Origin of the sequence: Prevotella illustrans (assembly GCF_017426725.1) — a bacterium.
GTDB lineage: Bacteria > Bacteroidota > Bacteroidia > Bacteroidales > Bacteroidaceae > Prevotella > Prevotella illustrans.
Map to the genome: position 1 here is coordinate 17,441 of NZ_JAERMS010000031.1, position 20,158 is coordinate 37,598.

The 20,158-nt window shown below is 42.6% G+C and carries 22 protein-coding genes; 12 read left to right on the forward strand and 10 right to left on the reverse strand.

The window, feature by feature from the left end; translation table 11 throughout:
- The gene (locus JHU38_RS09205) at positions 1–1,647 is read left to right on the forward strand and encodes an alpha-amylase family glycosyl hydrolase (protein WP_107580803.1); all 1,647 of its coding nucleotides are present in this window, start codon (positions 1–3) and stop codon (positions 1,645–1,647) included.
- 121 nt (positions 1,648–1,768) lie between these two features.
- Here JHU38_RS09205 and JHU38_RS09210 read toward each other — a convergent pair whose 3' ends face one another.
- The 3 genes from JHU38_RS09210 to galE form a co-directional block, all read right to left on the reverse strand.
- Positions 1,769–3,343 carry an Rne/Rng family ribonuclease gene (locus JHU38_RS09210; protein WP_107580804.1) on the reverse strand — a complete coding sequence of 525 codons (1,575 nt, stop codon included), beginning with the start codon at positions 3,341–3,343 and terminating at the stop codon, positions 1,769–1,771.
- Between the two features lie 245 nt (positions 3,344–3,588).
- On the reverse strand, positions 3,589–3,870 hold the full coding sequence (locus JHU38_RS09215) for an HU family DNA-binding protein (protein ID WP_107580805.1): 282 nt from the start codon (positions 3,868–3,870) through the stop codon (positions 3,589–3,591).
- A gap of 236 nt (positions 3,871–4,106) precedes the next feature.
- Positions 4,107–5,144: a UDP-glucose 4-epimerase GalE gene (gene galE / locus JHU38_RS09220; RefSeq protein WP_107580806.1), complete on the reverse strand. Its 1,038-nt coding sequence runs from the start codon at positions 5,142–5,144 to the stop codon at positions 4,107–4,109.
- Between the two features lie 193 nt (positions 5,145–5,337).
- Here galE and JHU38_RS09225 point away from each other — a divergent pair, with 193 nt between their 5' ends.
- The 11 genes from JHU38_RS09225 to JHU38_RS09270 all read left to right on the forward strand — a co-directional run bounded on the left by JHU38_RS09225 (position 5,338) and on the right by JHU38_RS09270 (position 13,316).
- Positions 5,338–6,573 (forward strand): type IX secretion system plug protein, encoded by a 1,236-nt coding sequence (locus JHU38_RS09225; protein WP_107580807.1) that lies wholly within the window; start codon positions 5,338–5,340, stop codon positions 6,571–6,573.
- Positions 6,574–6,792: 219 nt separating this feature from the next.
- Positions 6,793–8,127 carry an NADP-specific glutamate dehydrogenase gene (locus tag JHU38_RS09230; RefSeq protein ID WP_207859359.1) on the forward strand — a complete coding sequence of 445 codons (1,335 nt, stop codon included), beginning with the start codon at positions 6,793–6,795 and terminating at the stop codon, positions 8,125–8,127.
- Positions 8,128–9,186: 1,059 nt separating this feature from the next.
- Positions 9,187–9,396, forward strand: coding sequence for a hypothetical protein (locus JHU38_RS12520; protein WP_097549309.1), 210 nt, complete (start codon positions 9,187–9,189; stop codon positions 9,394–9,396).
- A gap of 12 nt (positions 9,397–9,408) precedes the next feature.
- A complete protein-coding gene (locus JHU38_RS09235) occupies positions 9,409–9,627 on the forward strand; it encodes a hypothetical protein (protein WP_004365312.1) in 219 nt (72 codons plus the stop codon).
- An 11-nt stretch (positions 9,628–9,638) separates the two neighbouring features.
- Positions 9,639–9,920 carry a hypothetical protein gene (locus JHU38_RS09240; protein WP_097549308.1) on the forward strand — a complete coding sequence of 94 codons (282 nt, stop codon included), beginning with the start codon at positions 9,639–9,641 and terminating at the stop codon, positions 9,918–9,920.
- Positions 9,921–9,932: 12 nt separating this feature from the next.
- Positions 9,933–10,523, forward strand: coding sequence for a hypothetical protein (locus JHU38_RS09245; RefSeq protein ID WP_097549307.1), 591 nt, complete (start codon positions 9,933–9,935; stop codon positions 10,521–10,523).
- Between the two features lie 17 nt (positions 10,524–10,540).
- Positions 10,541–10,957, forward strand: coding sequence for a PcfK-like family protein (locus JHU38_RS09250; protein ID WP_004365304.1), 417 nt, complete (start codon positions 10,541–10,543; stop codon positions 10,955–10,957).
- 21 nt (positions 10,958–10,978) lie between these two features.
- On the forward strand, positions 10,979–11,509 hold the full coding sequence (locus JHU38_RS09255; RefSeq protein ID WP_021679065.1) for an antirestriction protein ArdA: 531 nt from the start codon (positions 10,979–10,981) through the stop codon (positions 11,507–11,509).
- 16 nt (positions 11,510–11,525) lie between these two features.
- The gene (locus tag JHU38_RS09260; RefSeq protein ID WP_107580752.1) at positions 11,526–12,800 is read left to right on the forward strand and encodes a PcfJ domain-containing protein; all 1,275 of its coding nucleotides are present in this window, start codon (positions 11,526–11,528) and stop codon (positions 12,798–12,800) included.
- A 26-nt stretch (positions 12,801–12,826) separates the two neighbouring features.
- Complete coding sequence (locus JHU38_RS09265) at positions 12,827–13,081, forward strand: hypothetical protein (protein WP_021677989.1); 255 nt, start codon at positions 12,827–12,829, stop codon at positions 13,079–13,081.
- Between the two features lie 4 nt (positions 13,082–13,085).
- Complete coding sequence (locus JHU38_RS09270; RefSeq protein ID WP_021677990.1) at positions 13,086–13,316, forward strand: hypothetical protein; 231 nt, start codon at positions 13,086–13,088, stop codon at positions 13,314–13,316.
- 152 nt (positions 13,317–13,468) lie between these two features.
- Here the strand turns inward: JHU38_RS09270 and JHU38_RS09275 are convergent, their stop codons facing one another.
- The 7 genes from JHU38_RS09275 to traN form a co-directional block, all read right to left on the reverse strand.
- On the reverse strand, positions 13,469–15,586 hold the full coding sequence (locus JHU38_RS09275; protein ID WP_097549306.1) for an ATP-binding protein: 2,118 nt from the start codon (positions 15,584–15,586) through the stop codon (positions 13,469–13,471).
- Positions 15,587–15,599: 13 nt separating this feature from the next.
- Positions 15,600–16,994, reverse strand: coding sequence for an SIR2 family protein (locus tag JHU38_RS09280; RefSeq protein WP_179857749.1), 1,395 nt, complete (start codon positions 16,992–16,994; stop codon positions 15,600–15,602).
- 111 nt (positions 16,995–17,105) lie between these two features.
- On the reverse strand, positions 17,106–17,615 hold the full coding sequence (locus tag JHU38_RS09285; RefSeq protein WP_097549304.1) for a glycoside hydrolase family protein: 510 nt from the start codon (positions 17,613–17,615) through the stop codon (positions 17,106–17,108).
- On the reverse strand, positions 17,599–18,060 hold the full coding sequence (locus JHU38_RS09290) for a DUF3872 domain-containing protein (RefSeq protein WP_097549303.1): 462 nt from the start codon (positions 18,058–18,060) through the stop codon (positions 17,599–17,601). Before JHU38_RS09290 ends, JHU38_RS09285 begins: the two co-directional genes overlap by 17 nt.
- A gap of 20 nt (positions 18,061–18,080) precedes the next feature.
- A complete protein-coding gene (locus JHU38_RS09295) occupies positions 18,081–18,935 on the reverse strand; it encodes a toprim domain-containing protein (protein WP_097549302.1) in 855 nt (284 codons plus the stop codon).
- Positions 18,935–19,519: a conjugal transfer protein TraO gene (locus JHU38_RS09300; RefSeq protein WP_107580810.1), complete on the reverse strand. Its 585-nt coding sequence runs from the start codon at positions 19,517–19,519 to the stop codon at positions 18,935–18,937. The genes JHU38_RS09295 and JHU38_RS09300 overlap by 1 nt, the downstream gene beginning before the upstream one ends.
- Before the next feature lies 1 nt (position 19,520).
- Positions 19,521–20,158: conjugative transposon protein TraN (traN, locus tag JHU38_RS09305; RefSeq protein ID WP_207859361.1), on the reverse strand; the 638-nt coding region annotated here is incomplete at its 5' end.

Genomic DNA, 20,158 nt, shown 5'->3' on the forward strand with positions numbered 1-20,158 from the left:
ATGATTATCTATCAAGTTATTCCCCGCCTTTTTGGAAATCGCTGTAAGAGACGTATGGTGGGAGGTTCTATCTCTCAAAACGGGTGTGGTAAACTGAACGACTTCAATGTGGAGACATTGAAGTCGATTCGTGATTTAGGGGTTACTCATTTGTGGTTTACCGGTGTCGTTCGTCATGCTACAACCACGGACTATTCACTTTTTGGATTACCCAACCAGCATTCTGAAATTGTAAAAGGAAAGGCAGGAAGTCCCTATGCGATCGTGGATTATTATGATGTCGATCCTGATTTGGCAACAGATGTGTCAAAACGAATGGGAGAGTGGGAGGAAACGATTCAACGGACCCATCAGGTTGGGATGAAAGTCATTATGGACTTTGTCCCTAATCATGTTGCAAGAGAGTATCATTCTATAGCTAAACCTTCTGATGTGGAAGACTTGGGAGAGGGAGACGATTCTAATTTGCATTTTTCCCTGAATAACAATTTCTATTATTGTTGGGGAAAGGCATTGGACTTACGCCAGATTGTAGATCATCAACATTATGAAGAATGTCCTGCCAAGGCTACGGGTAATGACTATTTTGATAACAACCCAGGTAAGTGTGATTGGTATGAAACCGTAAAACTTAATTATGGCATTGATTATTGCGGTGGACATCGCAAAGCTTTTTCAGACAATTTGATTCCTGACACATGGCTTAAGATGTTGGATATTCTCTTGTTTTGGGCAAAGAAAGGCATTGACGGATTCCGATGTGATATGGCCGAGATGGTGCCATCAGAATTCTGGACATTTGCAATTACGCGTTTAAAATTTGAATATCCAAATATAATATTTATCGGTGAGGTTTATGCCCCAGATCAGTATAGGAAATATATAGCTTCCGGTTTTGATTTCTTATATGATAAGGTTGGCATGTATGATTGTCTTCGTGGGGTGATAACCGGGACACGGCCGACTAAGGACATTACGGCCCAATGGCAAGCGACCAATGACATTACCGACCACATGCTTTTTTTCTTAGAAAATCATGATGAGCAACGAATTGCGAGTGATTTCTTTGCGGGAGATCCGTGGAGGGCAATCCCTGCTCATATTATCTGTTGCCTCCTGGCCACAAATCCTTATATGCTTTATGCAGGTCAGGAATTTGGTGAAAAAGGTATGGATAGCGAAGGATTCAGTGGTTGTGATGGCAGAACGACAATCTTTGATTACTGGAGTATAGGAACTTTGCAGCGAGGTTATTTGCGCTTAGGCAAACCTTTGTCTTCTGAAGCGTTGTTGAAAGAAAAGTATCAGCAGATTATGCACATATCTGAAAATGAAAAAGCTGTAAAGGAAGGACGATTTTTTGATTTGATGTATGTGAACCCAACTTTGGGGCAGCATCAATTTGCGTGGTTACGAAAAGCGGAGAATGACGTGCTCTTGATTGTCGTGAATTTTTCTGATCAGGCGGCACAGGTAGAGGTTATGGTACCTCGGCATGCTTTTGACGTTTTGGACCTGACACCTGGAACTTATCATGGTCATGATCTTTTATCAGATGAAATCATGTCTTTACACATTGATAGTAATGCTGAAATTCCATTGAAACTGAAGCCGAATGATGGTGTCGTTATTAAGTGGGTCCAGTGATATAGAAAAGTATCACGGTGTAATATAAGGTATAAAGGCGGGAACTGTTTTTCTTAATCCAGTTCCCGCCTTTATTGCTAATGTGTCATTAGGTATCCAAGATTTTCTAACGCGAAAACCTTTATTTGGTCTCAATTTCCTCTTTCATGTCAATAAATTGCCCGTCAGCATTGTAGAACTCGTATTGCAGGAAAGCGAGTTTTTGAGAGGGGATGACATGAATATGGAAACCATATTTGATTTGCCATTTTCTTTTTAGAGAAAAGATACCTTGGTTGATATAAGCAGCCACATAGGGATGCACATGAAGATAGATGTTCTTAATTCCGATCTTATTGACAAGTCGATCGATCTTGCCTTCCAATTGGTCTGTAAATAATATACTTGATCTTATTTTACCACTTCCGTTACATGTTGGGCAGGTCTCATCTACATTTACATCCATTGCCGGACGGACCCGCTGCCGGGTAATTTGCATAAGACCAAACTTACTGAGTGGAAGTATATTGTGTCTGGCTCTATCATTTTGCATGTTTTTGCACATGCGCTCATAGAGTAATTGTCTGTCCTCTGCCAGATTCATATCAATGAAATCGACTACGATAATCCCTCCCATATCACGCAGTCGTAGCTGGCGGGCCAATTCATCTGCTGCCCCGAGATTTACATCCAGTGCATTTGCTTCTTGTCCATTTTCTGATCGGGACCGATTTCCACTGTTAACATCGACAACATGCAGTGCTTCAGTATGTTCTATAATGAGATATGCGCCATGCTTATAATTGATCGTTTTTCCAAAACTTGACTTGATCTGTTTGGTAACATTAAAGTTATCAAAAATGGGTACCTTTCCAGTGTATAGCTTGACAATATGTTGTTTCTCTGGTGAAATTAGCGTGATATAGTGCTTAATTTCCTTGAAGACCTCTTCATTGTTGACATAGACATTTTCAAAACTTTCGTTGAAAAGGTCGCGCAACATCGCGATAGCCCTTCCTGTTTCTTCAAAAACGAGTTGAGGGCGTTTGGGTGACTTTTGAATTTTTACTAAAGCCGTTTCCCAGCGTTGCGCCAAAATCTTTAGTTCTGTATCCAGTTCTGCAACTCTTTTGCCTTCCGCTACAGTCCGAACAATAACCCCACAGTTTTTGGGTTTGACACTCTGGATTAGTTGTTTCAGACGGGCTCTTTCTTCTCCACTTTTAATTTTGGAAGAAACAGAAACCTTATCACCAAATGGGATCAGGACCAGATACCTCCCTGCGAAGGATAATTCTCCCGTCAAACGCGGACCTTTGGTGGAGATTGGCTCCTTTACAATCTGTACCAGAACCTCTTGCCCGACAGTAAGTGTCTGTTGGACGCTACCATCCTTCTTTAAATCGGGTTGCTTGGTTGCTTTTGCAAAAGGATATAACTTTTTCCTATCGCTGGTTACCTGTTTCAGATACTTGGAATAGGAATTAAATTGGTTGCCCAAGTCAAGGTAATGAAGAAAAGCATCACGTTCATAGCCTACATCTACAAAGCAAGCATTCAGGCCAGGCATGATTTTTTTCACCTTGGCCACATAGATGTTTCCTACTGCGAAAGAAGCTTGTTTGGGTTCGTTTTGGTATTCAACAAGATTCTTATCCTCCAGCAGGGCAGTCGAAATTTCTTTCTCCCGAACATCAATAACAACTTCGCTGGTCATTTCTTCTTTCCTTAAATGAATTCTTAATAATTAAAAAATTGGGGGTATGTCAAGAAATCACTTGATGAAATTGACATACCCCATAGGCTGTTTAAAACATAAAAACAGTAAAGAAAAATTACTTGCTCTTATGTCTATTCTTACGTAATCTCTTTTTACGCTTGTGTGTGGCCATCTTGTGACCCTTTTTTTTCTTTCCGTTTGGCATAATTAATAAATTAAAATATTATAATATATTTATTGTTTCATTCACCTTTCATTTGCTCCACAAAGCTTTTGGCAGGTTTAAAGCTGGGAAGATCATGCGCGTCAATTGTTATCGTTGTATTCTTGAGGATGTTTCTTGCAGTTTTAGCGGCTCTATGCTTGATGATAAAACTTCCAAATCCACGAAGATATACGCATTCCTTTTTCTCTAAAAGGCTATCTTTGATGGTTGCCATAAAGCTTTCTACAACTACGGTTACATCTTTCTTAGCAACGCCTGTTTCATTTGCAATCTCGTTGATGATATCTGCTTTAGTCATAATTACTTTGTATGTTATGATTTTTGTTTATATCTTTTCGAACTGCAAAGATACGGGTTTTTCACTTGATATGGAAATTTATCATTGTTTTTTTCTAAATTCGGCTTCGTTTTGGACTTCATCGCAATATTTTCTTGATAACCAATTATTTGAACCTTCTGCAAATTATTAGAAAACAAAAGGATGTGCCAAGTAAATGTACACATCCCCTTGTTCGCTGCCACGGCAGGGACTTTTTACATTACGCCGTCTGCTCTCAGCTTCTCTTGCCATTTCCAGGCACTCCGCAGCACATCTTCCAACGGAGTCTCGGCTTTCCAGCCCAAGACTGTATTGGCCTTGGTGCAGTCACCCCATATCTTTTCGATATCACCTTCACGGCGCGGGCCAAACTTCCAGTTCAGTTTTACGCCGGTGGCACGTTCGAACGTTTCTATAATTTCCTTGGTCGAATTTCCCTTGCCCGTCCCGATGTTAAAGTATTCTAAACGGTCCGCGTCCATATCGAGCACACGTGTCATCGCAGCCACATGAGCCTTGGCCAAATCTACGACATAGATATAATCACGAATACATGTGCCATCGGGCGTATTGTAATCATTTCCAAATACGGTCAGTTCCTTACGGATTCCCATGGCCGTCTGGGTTACAAAAGGAATCAGATTGTTGGGCACACCATTGGGAAGCTCACCGATCAAAGCAGAGGGATGGGCGCCTATAGGATTGAAATAGCGCAATACAATACTCTTTATCGGAGCGTTGCTGTGGATATAATCATAAATAATCTGCTCATTTATTTCTTTGGTATTGCCATAAGGCGACATCGCTTTCTGATGAGGTGCCGTTTCCGTCACAGGCAGATTTTCCGGTTTGGGCTGTCCATACACTGTGCAGCTGGATGAGAAAATCAAGCCCTTCACATTATATTTAGGCATCAATTCCAATAGATTTACCAAGGAAACGATATTGTTGCGATAGTACAGAAGGGGCTTCTGCACGCTCTCTCCCACCGCCTTGGAAGCCGCGAAATGGATAATGCCCTCTATGGCGGGGTATTTCTTAAAGACATTCTCCGTTGCTTGATAGTCTGTCAGATCTATCTGCTCAAAAGCCGGACGCACACCTGTTATTTTCTCGATTCCATCCAACACTTCTATTTTGGAATTACTCAAATTATCAATAATGACAACTTGGTATCCCGACTCAATAAGCTCTACCGTCGTATGGCTACCGATAAAGCCGGTACCACCTGTAACTAAAATTGTTTGCTTCATTTTTATATCGGTTAATTGAATTCGATCGTTTCATCCATAGCAAAACACGATTTGTGAAATGCTCTCGCAAAGATATTGAAAATAATTTAAAACCGCTTATTAGATATATTAAATTGTCGCGTTTTTAAAACGATTATATAAAAAATACTCCTATTTGCATAGCCATTATATCAAAATACGCTATATTTGCCACATGAGACGACTTCTGCAAATCTTATTAACCTTCTTTTTGGCGGCCCATCTGTATGGGCAGCAAACCGTTATCTATCATAATGATATAGCTACCGTCACCATTTCGCCGGGCAATGACTGGCGCTCCCTGCCGATCATTCCACTTCGCGAGGGGCCCAATATCATTATAAATTTCGACCAATACGGCCATGACTATCATCAATACCAATACAAGATAGAGCACTGCGACGCGGACTGGTCTGTGTCTGAAGGCTTGTTCCCTGCCGATATTGCCGATGGATTTCTTGAAGACTTAGATATAAAGGATGTTGAAAAATCGATCAATACCAATATCCTCTATACACATTATTCATTTAGTGTGCCCAACGAACAAATCAACCTGAAACTCAGTGGCAATTACAAGGTGACGGTTTATCGGGCCTATGCTCCTGAAGAAGTCGCGTTTGAATGCTATTTTATGGTACTCGACAAGAAGATGAGCGTGCGGCTTAGTGTGCAGACCAATACCGACATCGACATCAATCATGCCCACCAACAAATTGAGATGCGTGTCAAATATGGTTCTACTGCGGTTTCCGCTCCTGCCAGTCAGATAAAAACCGTCGTCCTGCAAAACCGCCGATGGGACAATGCCGTTGTCAATCCACGTCCACAAATCGTCAGTCAGGAAGGATTGACATGGCAACACAATTCGGCGTTAATATTCAATGGCGGCAACGAATACCGTAAATTTGAAGTGCTTGCTACCGACCATCCCACGATGGGCATTAAAGACATTTACTGGGACGGTAACATCACCCACGCTGTACTGTGGACAGATGAACCGCGTCCGAACTACAATTACGCGCCAAGTGGCAATGGCGCCTTTATCATTCGCAACAGCGACAATGAAGCTGTTTATACGACAACAGACTATGTTGACGTAGACTTTACGCTCCAAACGGACCAACGAGAAAGACCAATCTATCTCAACGGGTATTTTAGCAATGACCAATTCACGCCAGACTACGAAATGACTTATTCGCCCGAAGACCGCTTATACCATGCGACCGTCAGGCTCAAACAAGGATATTATTCGTATCAGTATCTTGAAAAAGGTCCCGATGGTCGAATGCGGCCATTAGCTTCAGAGGGCAATTTCTACCAAACGGGCAACCAATATCAAGCACTCATTTATTATCGTTCACTCAATGGCAGAACGGACGAATTGGTTGGCTATGCTGACATTCAGAAATAGCCAACCGAGAATATATAATAAGGTATAAGTTTTCATTTTGACGATAAATCACAAAAATAATATCAAAATATCATATTATTGCGCGTTTTTCGTGACATTATGCTTTGTGTTCGGATATTTTAGTTTAAATTTGCAACAAGAGATGAATTAACGACCATTAAATTGTGTGCGATAACATCGTTTAATGGGCCAAAGTAGAACTACAAAACATAGAAGTTTATGAAAGCAGTGGACGTTGTTGAAAATCTGAAGCAAAGATTTCCAAATGAGCCTGAGTACATTCAGGCAGTAAGCCAAGTGTTAGGCACTATCGAAGAAGAGTATAACAAGCACCCGGAATTCGAGAAAGCGAATCTGATAGAGCGCCTGTGTATTCCCGATCGTTTGGTTCAGTTCCGGGTCACATGGGTAGATGACAGAGGCAACGTTCAGACAAACATGGGCTACCGAGTGCAACACAACAATGCCATAGGTCCTTATAAAGGCGGTTTACGCTATCATCAGTCGGTCAATCTTTCTATCTTGAAATTCCTTGCCTTTGAACAAACATTCAAAAACTCACTCACAACACTGCCTATGGGTGGCGCCAAGGGAGGGTCCGACTTTTCTCCTCGCAGCAAGAGCAACAACGAAATCATGCGATTCTGCCAAGCGTTCATAACCGAACTTTATCATCATATCGGTCCTGATGAGGACGTTCCGGCCGGAGATATCGGTGTGGGCGGCCGTGAAGTAGGCTACATGTTTGGCATGTACAAGAAGCTGACACATCGCTTCCAAGGCATTCTGACGGGCAAAGGCCAAGAGTTCGGTGGCTCCAGGATTCGGCCCGAGCCCACCGGTTACGGCAATGTCTACTTCTTACAGAACATGCTACAGACGCGCGACATTGACCTTGCCGGCAAGACCGTATTGGTTTCGGGGGCCGGAAACGTGGCTCAATACACGATAGAGAAACTCATTCAGCTCGGCGCCAAGCCCGTCACATGCTCCGATTCCGACGGTTATATCTATGATCCCGACGGCATTGACGAGGAAAAGCTGGCCTATATTATGGAGCTCAAGAACATAGAACGGGGGCGCATCAAGGAATATGCCGAAAAATATGGCGCGAAATACGTGGACGGTGCCAAGCCTTGGCTTGAGAAAGCCGACATCGCTACGCCTTGTGCCACGCAAAACGAAATCGACGAAGAAGCGGCCCGGGCGCTCATCGACAATGGTGTAATCGCCGTAAGCGAAGGGGCGAACATGCCTACGACGCCGGAAGCCATCAGAGTGTTCCAGGACGCCAAGATTCTTTATTGTCCGGGAAAGGCGTCAAACGCCGGCGGCGTGGCCGTATCGGGGCTTGAAATGACACAAAACTCTGAACGTCTGCATTGGAGCCGTGAGGTTGTTGACGCCAAACTCCATGAGATCATGGACGACATTCATGGCAACTGCGTGAAATATGGCACACAGCCCGATGGATATATCAACTACGTGAAAGGGGCAAATATTGCCGGTTTCCTGAAAGTTGCCAAGGCAATGATGGCACAAGGAATTGTATAATGATCAGTGGGGCACCCGAGCAATCGAGGCAAGGGTGCCCCCATATCATACTGAAATAACTTTACAAAAGGCTGAAAATGATGGCGTTATTTAAAAATAATTATACATCGGCTGAAAAAAAGAGATTCTACGCGAAGTTTCGTATCTAACTTATAATCAGACAATTACATTAAATTGCGCTACTTTTTATCCGATATAGGCCCTTCAAAACGCGGTTTTTACCCACAAATTGTAGCCCTTTCAGCCGCTAAAAGCGTTACGATTACGAGATAAAAGCACTGCTTTGACAAGGTAAAAGCATAACAATGAGCAGCCAAAGCATAAAATTCATGCCTCATAAGGACATTTTCAGCTGCCAAACGATAAAAAAAGAAGGCGGTAATCGTGCTATTTGAATAATTTTTTCGAGCCCGTTTTCAGTAATATTTTTGTGTAAAATCTATCATTTAGGTCTAAGTAATTGGCTATGAACAGCCTTGTGAGTTATGATTTTCAATAGGTAATGATTTAGCGACCTATCTTCTGCAATGACACACAACGCTTTGCATAACTCGAATAACCTATTGCAAAGATAAAGGTATATCGTGAGAAAAAAGAATTTTCTCCAAATTATTTTCATAGAGCCGTCCGTTGGGACGGCTTTTTGTTTTCAGTGTATTCCGTTTTATGATAAGATGCAGTCCTCGAAAACTGCGTTTTTTGTTTTCGCCCCGCTTCTCCGTCTGCACATCCTCCACTTATGCCCGTGTATTATGTCGGGATCGGTTGTTCGTTGTCAGCGGCAAAGGTAGTTCCGGGCTTCCACGGACAAAAAAGGTCGGGGCGGCAAGCCGTTTAGACGACAATCTCCACACTTCCATTTCATTGCAGGTAGTATTCTCGCCATAAAACCTTGTTTGTCCTAAGCCCTGCCTTTTTACGCCACTGAAACGAAAACGACCGACCCGACGGAAAGACGCATAAAAAAAATGTCGGATATGCGAGAAGCAGGGAAAAAGAAAAAGGAAACTCAACTCCCTCATCTCTAAAATCCGCATAAAATCAAAAAAATCAGACAAGATGAAACTGAGATACAAAATATCAATTTGGGTGGTACTTGCACTCGCAGGCTCTCTCCTTTGTGGCGGAAGCGTCTGGCTTTGGCTGGCAGGGATATGTGCAGGGAAATTCCTCATTCGGCTACTCCTTACCATTGCTTTGGCAATCGCAGCATACATCTTGGCTTATGCCCTCACCATTGGGGCAATACTTTGGTTACTCATTTCTTAAACAGACAGATATATGAAAAGAAGAAGCAAAACTATCGCACAGCAATGCAGATACTACGAAGTGGACAACATCTTCGAGTATATGGTATCGGTTTACCTCAACGGAAACATATCCGCCTTTGGGGAACTATACAAGGAACTCAATCGGAAAGACAGAAAGGAGTTTATCACCTATCTCTTTTCAGAGGTTGCCCCTACCCATATCCAAGAAATCATTTTAGCAACCATCTAAAAATAGGAACAATGGAAGCATTCAGATTTTACCAAGACAGAAAGGTCACTTGTTGGGAACGCACCCGTTTTGATATAACAGCCGAGAGTTATGAAGAAGCCGTTGCTCTTGTCAAGTCGTGGCAAGGTGAGGACGTTCTCTGTTTTGAGGACAACGAGAAAGTCATCATTACGGACGGAGAAACATTATATGACACCTCCGAAAGCCTATCCGTAGAGGAAAACGGAGGAAAACCAACTATCGAGGTCTTTGCGGACAATGGAGAAGACATCATCAATAATACAACCCGATAACACCAAACGAATATGAGAACGGAAACAAGAACATACGAGGTATATAACCTCCACGAACTGACCAAAGAGGCACAAGCAAAGGCACACAGCCTTTGGGCGGAACATTTCAACTATGGTTGGGACGAAGAAAACCGAAAGACATTGCAAGCCTTTGAACAGATATTCAATATCAAGGTGGACAGATGGTCATACGATGATTATTCCTATTGGTATCGTTTCACTTCTCATTACAGAGAGGAAGAAGATAATTTGAAAGGGGTTAGACTTCTGAAATACCTTGTCAATAACTATTGGAACGACTTGTATATACCCAAAACCATTTGGGGGCACAATTACAAGACAAAGCGCAAGAGCCGTGTATTCGTCACCAATGATTGTGTTTTGACGGGCTATTATATGGACTATGAGATATTACAGCCTATATACGACTTTCTGAAAGCCCCCGACAACACCACCCTTTACGAACTTATGAACAAGTGCTTAAACGGCTTTTTCAAGGCTTGCAGGGACGATATGGAATATCAACTCAGCGAAGAAGCCTTTGCCGAGAGTTGCGAAGCCAACAACTACGAATTTCTATCCGACGGAACATTATTCAACTGATTAAAACATCAACCACAATGAAAGGTACAGAACATTTCAAGGACGTTATCCAAAACTATTTGGAAACCAGAGCATCATACGATGAACTCTTTGCAGAGAGTTTCCGCAAGGAGAATAAAAACATAGACGAGTGCATTACCTACATCTTGACGGAAGTCCAAAGAATGGGGTGTGCAGGTCTGTCCGATGAGGAGGTATATTCCCTTGCCGTTCACTACTACGATGAGGATAACATCGAGGTGGGCAAGTCCATCAACTGCCAAGTCGTGGTAAACCATACTATCGAACTTACAGAGGAGGAAAAGGCGGAAGCACGGAAAAAGGCTATTGAGCGATACCAAGCGGAGGAATACCGCAAACTGACCGCCAAGAAACCAAAAGCGGAGAAGCAAGTGGAACAGCAGATAGCACAACCCTCACTATTCGAGTTTTAACCCTTAAACAACAAAAGAAAAATGGAAGCAACGGATTTGAACGAAGCACGCATCTATGTAGGCACTTATGCCAAGTACAACAACGGCTCATTGCAGGGCGAATGGGTGGAACTTTCGGACTTCTACGATTTGGACGGCTTTATGGAGCGTTGTGCGGAGATACACGAGGACGAGGAAGAACCCGAATATATGTTCCAAGCGTGGGAGGAAATTCCCGATGGTCTGATAGACGAGAGCCATTTGGAGGAAAACTTCTTTGAACTTCGGGACGAGTTGGACAGACTGAACGGCACGGAGAAAGAAGCCTTTTGGGTGTGGGCGGACGGCAACAACGCCCACCTCACACAAGACGCTTACAGCCTTGTGAAGTCTTTCCAATCCGACTATATCGGAAGTTATGCAAGCAGGGAGGATTTTGCGGAGGAACTTGCAAAAATGGAGAATGACTTATCCGATTTTGCACTGATATACTTTGATTTTGGAAAATATGCCGACGACCTTTTCTGTACAGACTTTTGGTATAAGGACGGCTATGTATTTCACAACAACTGATTAAGGAGGATAGATTATGAAACCGAGAAACAAGTTTGAGAAAGCAGTACTTGCAGAGAGCAAGAACTTACGACTGATAACCAAGACACAGAGTAAATGGGCATTCCATGAGTGTATAGACCATTTCGCCTATCGCCTGCCCAAAGGTCGCACAACGTGTATGGATTGTGGGCATAGTTGGACAATGGTAAAACCAACGGACATTTGCACCTGCTCTCATTGCAAGGCAAGGTTGCAGGTCAGGGAAACCTTTGAACGCAAGATAAGGCAGAAACAATACTTTACGATACTTACAACTTGTGGAGCATACCAAGTACTAAGAATGTTTCTTCTTTCTGTGGAAATGGAGAAAGGTTGCAAGGCTGTCCCCTATACTATTGAAATCGGTCAGTATTGGTGGAACGCACAAGGAAGAAAGACGATTGTTGCCGTTCAGAGAGTATTGGGCAGATACATCGACACCTTTTCCTATTGCTCGCCTATGGCAGTGAGAAACGACAACGAAGCCTACCGCCATATATCATACTCTCCGATATATCCGAAGTTCAAGGCAACGGAAGCATTCCGCAGGAATGGATTTAAGAATGATTTTCACGACATCGCACCAACTGTTCTCATTCCAGCCCTATTGTCCGACAGCCGTGCGGAAACATTGATTAAAGCAGGTAGAACCGAGCATCTGAAATACTTTCTTGACAATTCGAGGGCATTTGACGCTTGTTGGCAATCCTATAAAGTCGCCACTCGCAACGGCTATGACATAGAGGACATTTCAATTTGGTGCGACTATGTGGATATACTCCGCAGATTGGGCAAGGACATACACAGCCCCAAGTATGTTTGCCCCATCGACCTGCATAGGGAACACGACCTAAGACAAAACGAACTCCGCAGACAAAGGGAAAAGGAAGAAAAGGAGAAGAAACGCAAAAAGGCAATGGAGGACGAGGAACGTTTCAAAGAACTCAAATCCAAGTTCTTTGGTATCCGTTTCACGGACGGCGCAATCCAAGTCCACGTTTTGGAGAGCGTGCAGGAACATTTGGAGGAGGGCGTGTCAATGCACCATTGCGTATTCGATAATGCCTACTATCTCAAAGAGAACTCGCTGATACTTTCGGCAACCATTGAGGGCAGGCGGATAGAAACGATTGAGGTCAATCTGGACACGCTCAAAGTGGTGCAAAGTCGTGGAGTGTGCAACCAAAACACAGAATATCACGACCAAATCGTGAGCCTTGTCAATGCCAACTGCAAATTGATCAGACAGAGAATGAGGGCGACAGCATAAGAAACAATTACCAAAACATCACAGATATGAAAGCAGAAATAGAAAGCATCGTATGTAATTGGGCGGACGAGATACCCAATATTCTTGTAAGGGTAATCAATGCCATTACTCTATCCGCCAATGAAGAGGAACTAAGGACTGCCGTCAAGCGGATAGCCGAAGAAACAGAACTTGACAAGTTCTTTGCATACGGCTATGGCGCACATCACTTTTGGCTCAAACACCGCAAATTATCCAATGGGGAGCCAAAGGAATACAGATTATTAAAGGTTGAATTTTGAGTATATGAAGAAGAGAATTTACAGAGTACGGACGCGATACATTTTTGAAGGAGTGTTTGAGGTGTCTGCCGAGAGCAGAGAAGAAGCACGAAAAAAGGTCATTCAGGATTGCGGATTGGTGATGGGCGGAAATGTTCACAGCACTCTTCCCGATGAGGAAATCAATTGGGCTTTCTCCACGCATCCCGAAGTAAGGACGGGACGGATAACCATTCAAGAAAAACAGACAGAGTAAAGCGGTCGGCAGATTTGCCGACCGCTCCTTTCTTTCGTGAGCTTCGGGCGGACAAAGAAAGGAGCAAAGAAACCCAATGAAAAACACCTCGTTACTTTTGACAGTGAGTTGAGACGGCTCAAAAGTAACAAAAAGCCATTTCTAAACGAGATTTATTCTTCGTTATTAGTGTTTATTTTTTCTCCTTTTTCCCATGCTTTTGCAATATCCTTGTATGCTGGAAAATCATCAGATGGATTTTGAATCCAATTCTCAATGAACTTTGGATTATTACTATTGGGTTTGGGATTAGCTGTATTCATTCGAGCTTGTACAGGAGTTCTTACTGCATCTCCCATTATAATCGCATGTTGTTGTGGCAATATTGGCAATTGTTGCAAAATATCGTTATTAGCTGCTGAAACTAATTGCCGCACATAAGTCTGGTCATCAGGATTTTGTAAGCGATGTACGACAAAAGAATTACATTGCGATAATACTGTTTTAGATAATTCTGATGGTCTTTGACTTGAAATCAATAATGAGACACCATATTTTCGTCCTTCACGAGCTATTCTTTCAAAAACTTTTTTAGAAATAGACTCCTTATCTCCTCTATTCCTTTCTGGGATGTAGTTTTGCGCCTCCTCTAAAGCTATAACTATGGGCATTTTCCCTCGTTCTTCTTCGGGAAAACGAGAAACAAACTCAAGTATGAGTCTCCCTATCAATCCTGTTATTGTTTCTAATACATCAAAAGGCAACAATGACATATCTATTATGGTGACTTGATTTACCTTTTGGAGGTCATCTGCTTTTGTCTTATTCTTGTAAAATAAAGTAAAAACGTCATCATCTTCTTGTGAATACACTTTACAGAAATCTCCAAGTATAAAAGCTATAAATTTTGCAAGAGAGTTTTCTATTTCTACTGTTTGATACATCATTAGGGGTTGACACAACCTTTCGTCTCCAAGGTAAGATTGTAGACGTAATCTTAAAGTAGATACAAACTCTCGTAGTTTATTTCCTGAATTTTCTTGTTCTATGATTGCTTCATCAAAGAAACGATCTATCAAATCTTTGAAATTAAAAAAAATAGGTAGATCTATGTTTCGTTCTTCTGCTGCCTCTTGGGAGTGAATATCTTGATAATATCGAGATAATTCTTCTTCTATATCCTCGCTACATTTTGATAACACAGCAGTACTTACAGTACCATTTATAAACTCTTTAGGCTTTGTAAGTTTTTGTTTCTCACCCAACAGATTGTTTAGCGATGAGATTATCCTGTCTTTGCTAAAATCTGTCTCCAAAGCGGAAAACTCTCTTATAAAATCTTGAAGTTCTGTAAAAATAGTACTCTTGATTTTATAATCATTAGCAAGGCATTCGTTCTTGATATTTTCTAATTTTGATAGATATGTTTGTGGAATATTTCTTTTTATCACAGCGACACTTTGATTCTTTGATAAGGATAGTGCCCTCTTGAAAATCGGTGTCTGAGTGCCAGCAGTAGGAGTAAACAAATAATCAAAATCTGCAAAGTTCATAAACCAAAAAGGAACTTTCAATCCGTCCTTATCAATATGAAATGGATTTACCTCCTTTAGTTTGGCATAAGGAACCTCTTTTGTCCCCATAAAAGCTTGTTTATATTCTCCATTTGTATCAAACACTACGAAATGAGCATTCTGTAGCAACTGGCCATTGTATTTGAAGTTAAACAAACCTTGAATAATGGATGCAAATGTACAGGACTTTCCAGAACCAGTATTACCTAATATGGCTGAATGCTTCCCAAAGAATTTATCAGGATTGATTTTTATTTTATAGTCGGCGAAAGATGGTGAAGTTCCTATCGGGAGATAATAATCTTCAGAAAAATCTATATTATCCTTAGGTTGTTGATCGAAAATAGCATCTAAATCTTCTCGAACTACATACCAAACAGGATTATCAAGAATAGGATAATTATAAACTCCCTGAATATACCTTCCGTCATTTTCTATAGTTCCTATCATCGTGGCAATAAGAAAACGAGAAGATTTGGTCAAAAATATAGCTTCTTTATTTTTCCCTAATTCAGTTTCATCTATAGCCCGTACACTTGTTACCATAGCAACAATTCTATCTGCTCCAATAGGTATTATCACATAGGAATTAATACGAGCGACTTCGTAGATGTCCTCATATCCACTTTTATATAAACTTTTGAGATCATCGTCTAATCTGATGAATACCCTAAAGCTATCTACAGAAATAACCTTTCCTATATTTCTATCTGACATGTTTTTCAGATTTTCATTTTGTTGTTAATAAAGAATTCAAGGTCGTTGCTATATTTTCTGCGGAACTTCCTTCGTTAAAATTAGGCATCAATGTATCTGCAAAGGTCAGAAAGTCACCAAAGAACTCACCCTCAAGGATGATAATTCGTGGGTCATTTAAGTCCTTCAGTCGTTGTATTTCCAAATTCTTTGTCCCTGCAAAATCTACAATAATGAGTGTAAAAGTAGGATTTGATAAAGCTTGATATATAATATCATTAAAATGCTCATCATAAAATGAGTACCCTACAGTGATGAGCACAGATTGAGGCTGTGTAATAGTTGTTGCAAATTGCCTAAACAATTCTGAGTAAGGCAAATCTAATGTATAGGATTTTTTTACAGCGGATGGGTAGATGATAATCTCGCCTTTTTTATCCAATTTATCTATAACATCTAATGTTTTTTCTTCAATGCCATATAGGTTGTTAGAATCTCTTTGTGTAGAATTTATCCAAGAAAGAGAACCATGCAATTTGATGTATCGAACTACTTTTTCAATTCTTTGTACTTTTCCCGATGTTGTTGAACCTGGATAAAAAATATCATATTCAAAAGTCTCTGGCTTGAAAAATCTTTTATGAAATCCTGTAAAACCATCAATATAATGAATCCCCAAATTATCAAAAGCATACTCAAAAGCCAAGTCATAATTTGATGTAAAGATATTCGCTCTCCTCAAATTGAGAGGTCTTTGCAATAAGGATTTTAAGAATAATTGGTGAAAATGATATTTGTTTTTTAGTGCACTCTTAAAAGCATTCTTTTTACCTCTTTTGATAATTCTCCATAATTCAGAAGTAGGAATTTTGCGCTTATCTACATTGCAAACCTCAAACAATCCTTCCTTGATAGTACTTATAAGCTCTCTTGTCTGTTTAGCTTCTTCTTCCATATTAGTCAAAGATTGAAGAAATTCTGTAGCCGTCAAATAATTGAGTACGCTTTCATACTCTGTTGCTATTTCTCCAGATAGACTATCTCTAATGATAGACTCCTTTATTATAAACTCCCATCCTTTTTTGTCTTTAAAAGTTGAGCCTTCTTCCTTACCTTTCAGTTGCTCTTTCTGCAACTTCTTTATCATCGAATAAAAAGCCGCACTTCCCCCCTTTTCTACAATATATTTTTCAACTTCAATAGGAAAGTTTCTAATAGAAACTGCCCCAAGATGAATAGAAGTACCTGAACCAAATAGAAAACTAACATTGTCCAATTCCATATAATTTTTCAATGTCATCTTTACTTTTTCTATAATTTTCGCTTGCGATATTTCGCCATCATTCCAATCCTGTAACTTATCAATACTTCCAAAGAAGACTCTATTCTTCGTTATATCGAATATTGCATTTTTTTCTTTTTCTTCCATAGGGGATATATTTTCTGCAAAGTTACACATTCATAACGAGAAAGGTGAATAAAACGGCAAGAATACGCCTCTTGCGAAGCATAAAAATGTCGCAAGAGGCGTATTTGCTAATCAGGGTATATAAAACAGGACAAACTCCACCTTTCGTCGTTTGACAAGACCACGCAGGACTTTGCCTTTGTATCTGCAGAAAGAGACAAATTCACGGTAGAAATTCCTGTCGCCCGACTCTATCTTCCGTAGCAATCGGCTTTTGGGATGTTTGCCGTATCCGAGCAACCTGCCCGCTCCGACATTGTAGGAAAGGACAGCAAGCAGCAGGGCATCCTTGCCATAGTTCTTGAACATCATCAGACGCTTCATCAGGTCTGCCCGAAGCAGGGAATCCGCCTGCCGTTCCGTCATCGCCGCCGTAAAGCGTTCTCCCTTTTGCAGCTTATGACCATATCCGACATAGGGTGCGTCCTTGAACCCGTGTAAGCCTTCGAAGTGCTTGATGCAGACCACGGCACGCTCAAAAGGAGGCAACGAGAGCAGGGCATTCATTCCGTCCTGAGCGGAAAGCCGTAAGCAGGAAAGACAGACAAGGTACAAGACGACAAGTTTACTTCTTAACCTCATCCTTTTTCTCCTTTTCCTCGTCCTTCTGGCTGTTGAACTCAAACGAGAGTTTTGCCGTCTGTCCGAAATTATCTTCCACATATACGTCTATCGTCTGTTGGTCGGTGGAAGCGGATGTGTAGTATAGCCTGAACTCCTCTTTCGTGAGCGGATAGCGGTCATTGGGCTTGAAGACAGTACCGTTATCCATTTTCAATCTCCCCTTACCATCGGGTTGGAAATAACGGATGGTGTAGCGTGCGTCTTCAAATCGTCCCTGCCGTTTGAGCGTGCAGCGTATCTCCGCCGTCTGCCCTTTTGCGATGTGCTTCTGTACCGGCATCGTCTCTACCGTGAAGGGGTACGCCTGCTGAATATCCAACTCGTGATTACAAGCAGATAGGCAAAACCCGGCGAGGGCAAGTACTCCCATTACCCATATTGTGTTTATAATTTTCTTTTTCATTGTTTGTTATCGTTTTGTTGTTATACATTGTTTCCTGCATTCTTGGAAAGCAGAAACTCATTCAAATCCTTATGGTCGGCATACAGAGAGCTGCGGTCAATGACCTTTTCCCCGAAATCAGCCCTCAGCTTTTCCAATGTTCTTCGCCCCGCATCATCATTATCGAGATAGCATTCTATCCTGCGATAAACGCCCAGCACTTTCAGTGCTTTCTCCACGTTGGAAACGGAATTAAGGACAAGCCAGTCCGAAGCGATGATACCAAGTTGCATAGCGGAGAGGTAATCCATAAAGCCCTCAAAGACGGAACAGACGTCCGAGCCGTTGCGCTTCAGTGAAATGTCTTTGGGCGGTATGCAGCCCTTGAAGATACGGTTGCGAAGCTCCAATCCTCCGGCATCGTTACGAAAGCCGATGGCATAGTACCGCTTGCCCCGTACACGATACCTCACCTCCTCGCAGTTGGGGATGGCAACGTGGGCATTGATTCCTCGTTCTTCCAGATAACCCAGCAGTCTGGTATCCTGCAACGGTCGCACCCAAATATCATTGAAGACGGGTTCTTTCTCTTCATTCCTTTGTGGATGTTCTATTATGGGAAGCGGATAAGCTCCGTTCCGTGCAATGAATGCCGCCCGCAGGAGGAAATCCTCGCTTCCGATGAACTCTCCTGCCAAGTCGAAGATGTCTCCGCCTTTGCCAATGCCAAAGTCGAACCATACGTTTCTATTTATATCAACCTTGAAGGAGGGTCTCCGCTCCATGCGGTACGGAGCGGAATACCACAAGGCATTTCCTTTCTGTTTAGTCGGATGAATCCCCATTGCGCTGAGGAAGTCCGCAATGGGAATCTCTCTCATCTGTCGTGCATCCATCAGTCCAGCATGATTTTCAGTCCGACACCGTACTGGGCATGGAAACGCTCCGTAGAGCCTCTCCACAGGCAACGTTCCCTGCCATAGAGCAGCAGTACAAGGTGGTCACTCAGATAGGTCTCCGCCTGTAGGGTGATTGCCCCACCGTAGATAAAACCGTCTTTATTGCGTAGTGTCGAGCCGTCAAAGAGCCGTTTCTCTCCGCCATTGACCGTCTCATAGCCCGCCAAGGCGGAAATACCTGCTGACAGGAAAAAGGTCTTGCTTCCGTCCGAAAGCACCCCAAAGAAGAAACCTCCCTCGCCCGTGAACTGCTCCACAGGTATACGCCTTTCCCGATAGGGATGGTACCTTCGGAGATACTCCGCCCCGAACACCCATTGATGTCCTCCTTTCGTGTAGGTGGCAAGCGAAGCCCCGAACGAGTATCCTGTCTCATTCTTGGAAGAAGGAGAATAAAAACCGTCCGCCACACCGATGGTCAGGCGTATGCCTTTCATCTTGGGCAGACAGCGTTGGGCGTGTGCCTGCCCTGCAAAGAGGGCAAGCGACACGACAAACAGGAAAAATGCGAGCTTTCTCATATCACTTCACTTTGAGTTCGTTGATTTCCCTTGCACGCACAAGGTCTTCATTCTCCACGACAAAGGATTGGTGTCTTCCGCCGTTCTTCTCGTGCATCTCCACAATGAGATGCTTGTCATCGGGGATGGTGAACTTTTGCAGGGTGAATACCGTGCGTTCGCTCTTCTGCCCCGCCACGCAGGTGATGTAGTTGTAGGCACGCAGCGGAAGCAGCACCTGCTCCTGCATGGCAGTCTGCTTGGCGACCTTCTTGTCCACGATTTTGAACGTGATGAAGTCGATGTCGAACGGCACGTTGGACTTGTTGCGCAGTTCCGTATGGAAGTACAGCAGTCCGTTGTGCGAATACAACCCTTTGAGCAGGTACTGAATACCGAAGGACTTGCTGCCGATGTGCTTCACCGTCCGCCTGTCCTCCTTGTGAATGGATTTCATGATGAGCCTTACCAGCATCGGGCTTTCGCTTCCGAGTTCCTTGAGATAGACTTCCATGGCGTTGTTCGGACGGTTTACGCTCTCCCCATCGTGGATGAAGTCCGCCATTTCCACATTGAGTAACAGTGGCTCGTTGGCATACTTGACATGTAGGCTCGGCAGGAAGCGCCTTGCCGCCTTTCGGCGGTAGGTTTCCTCCAGCC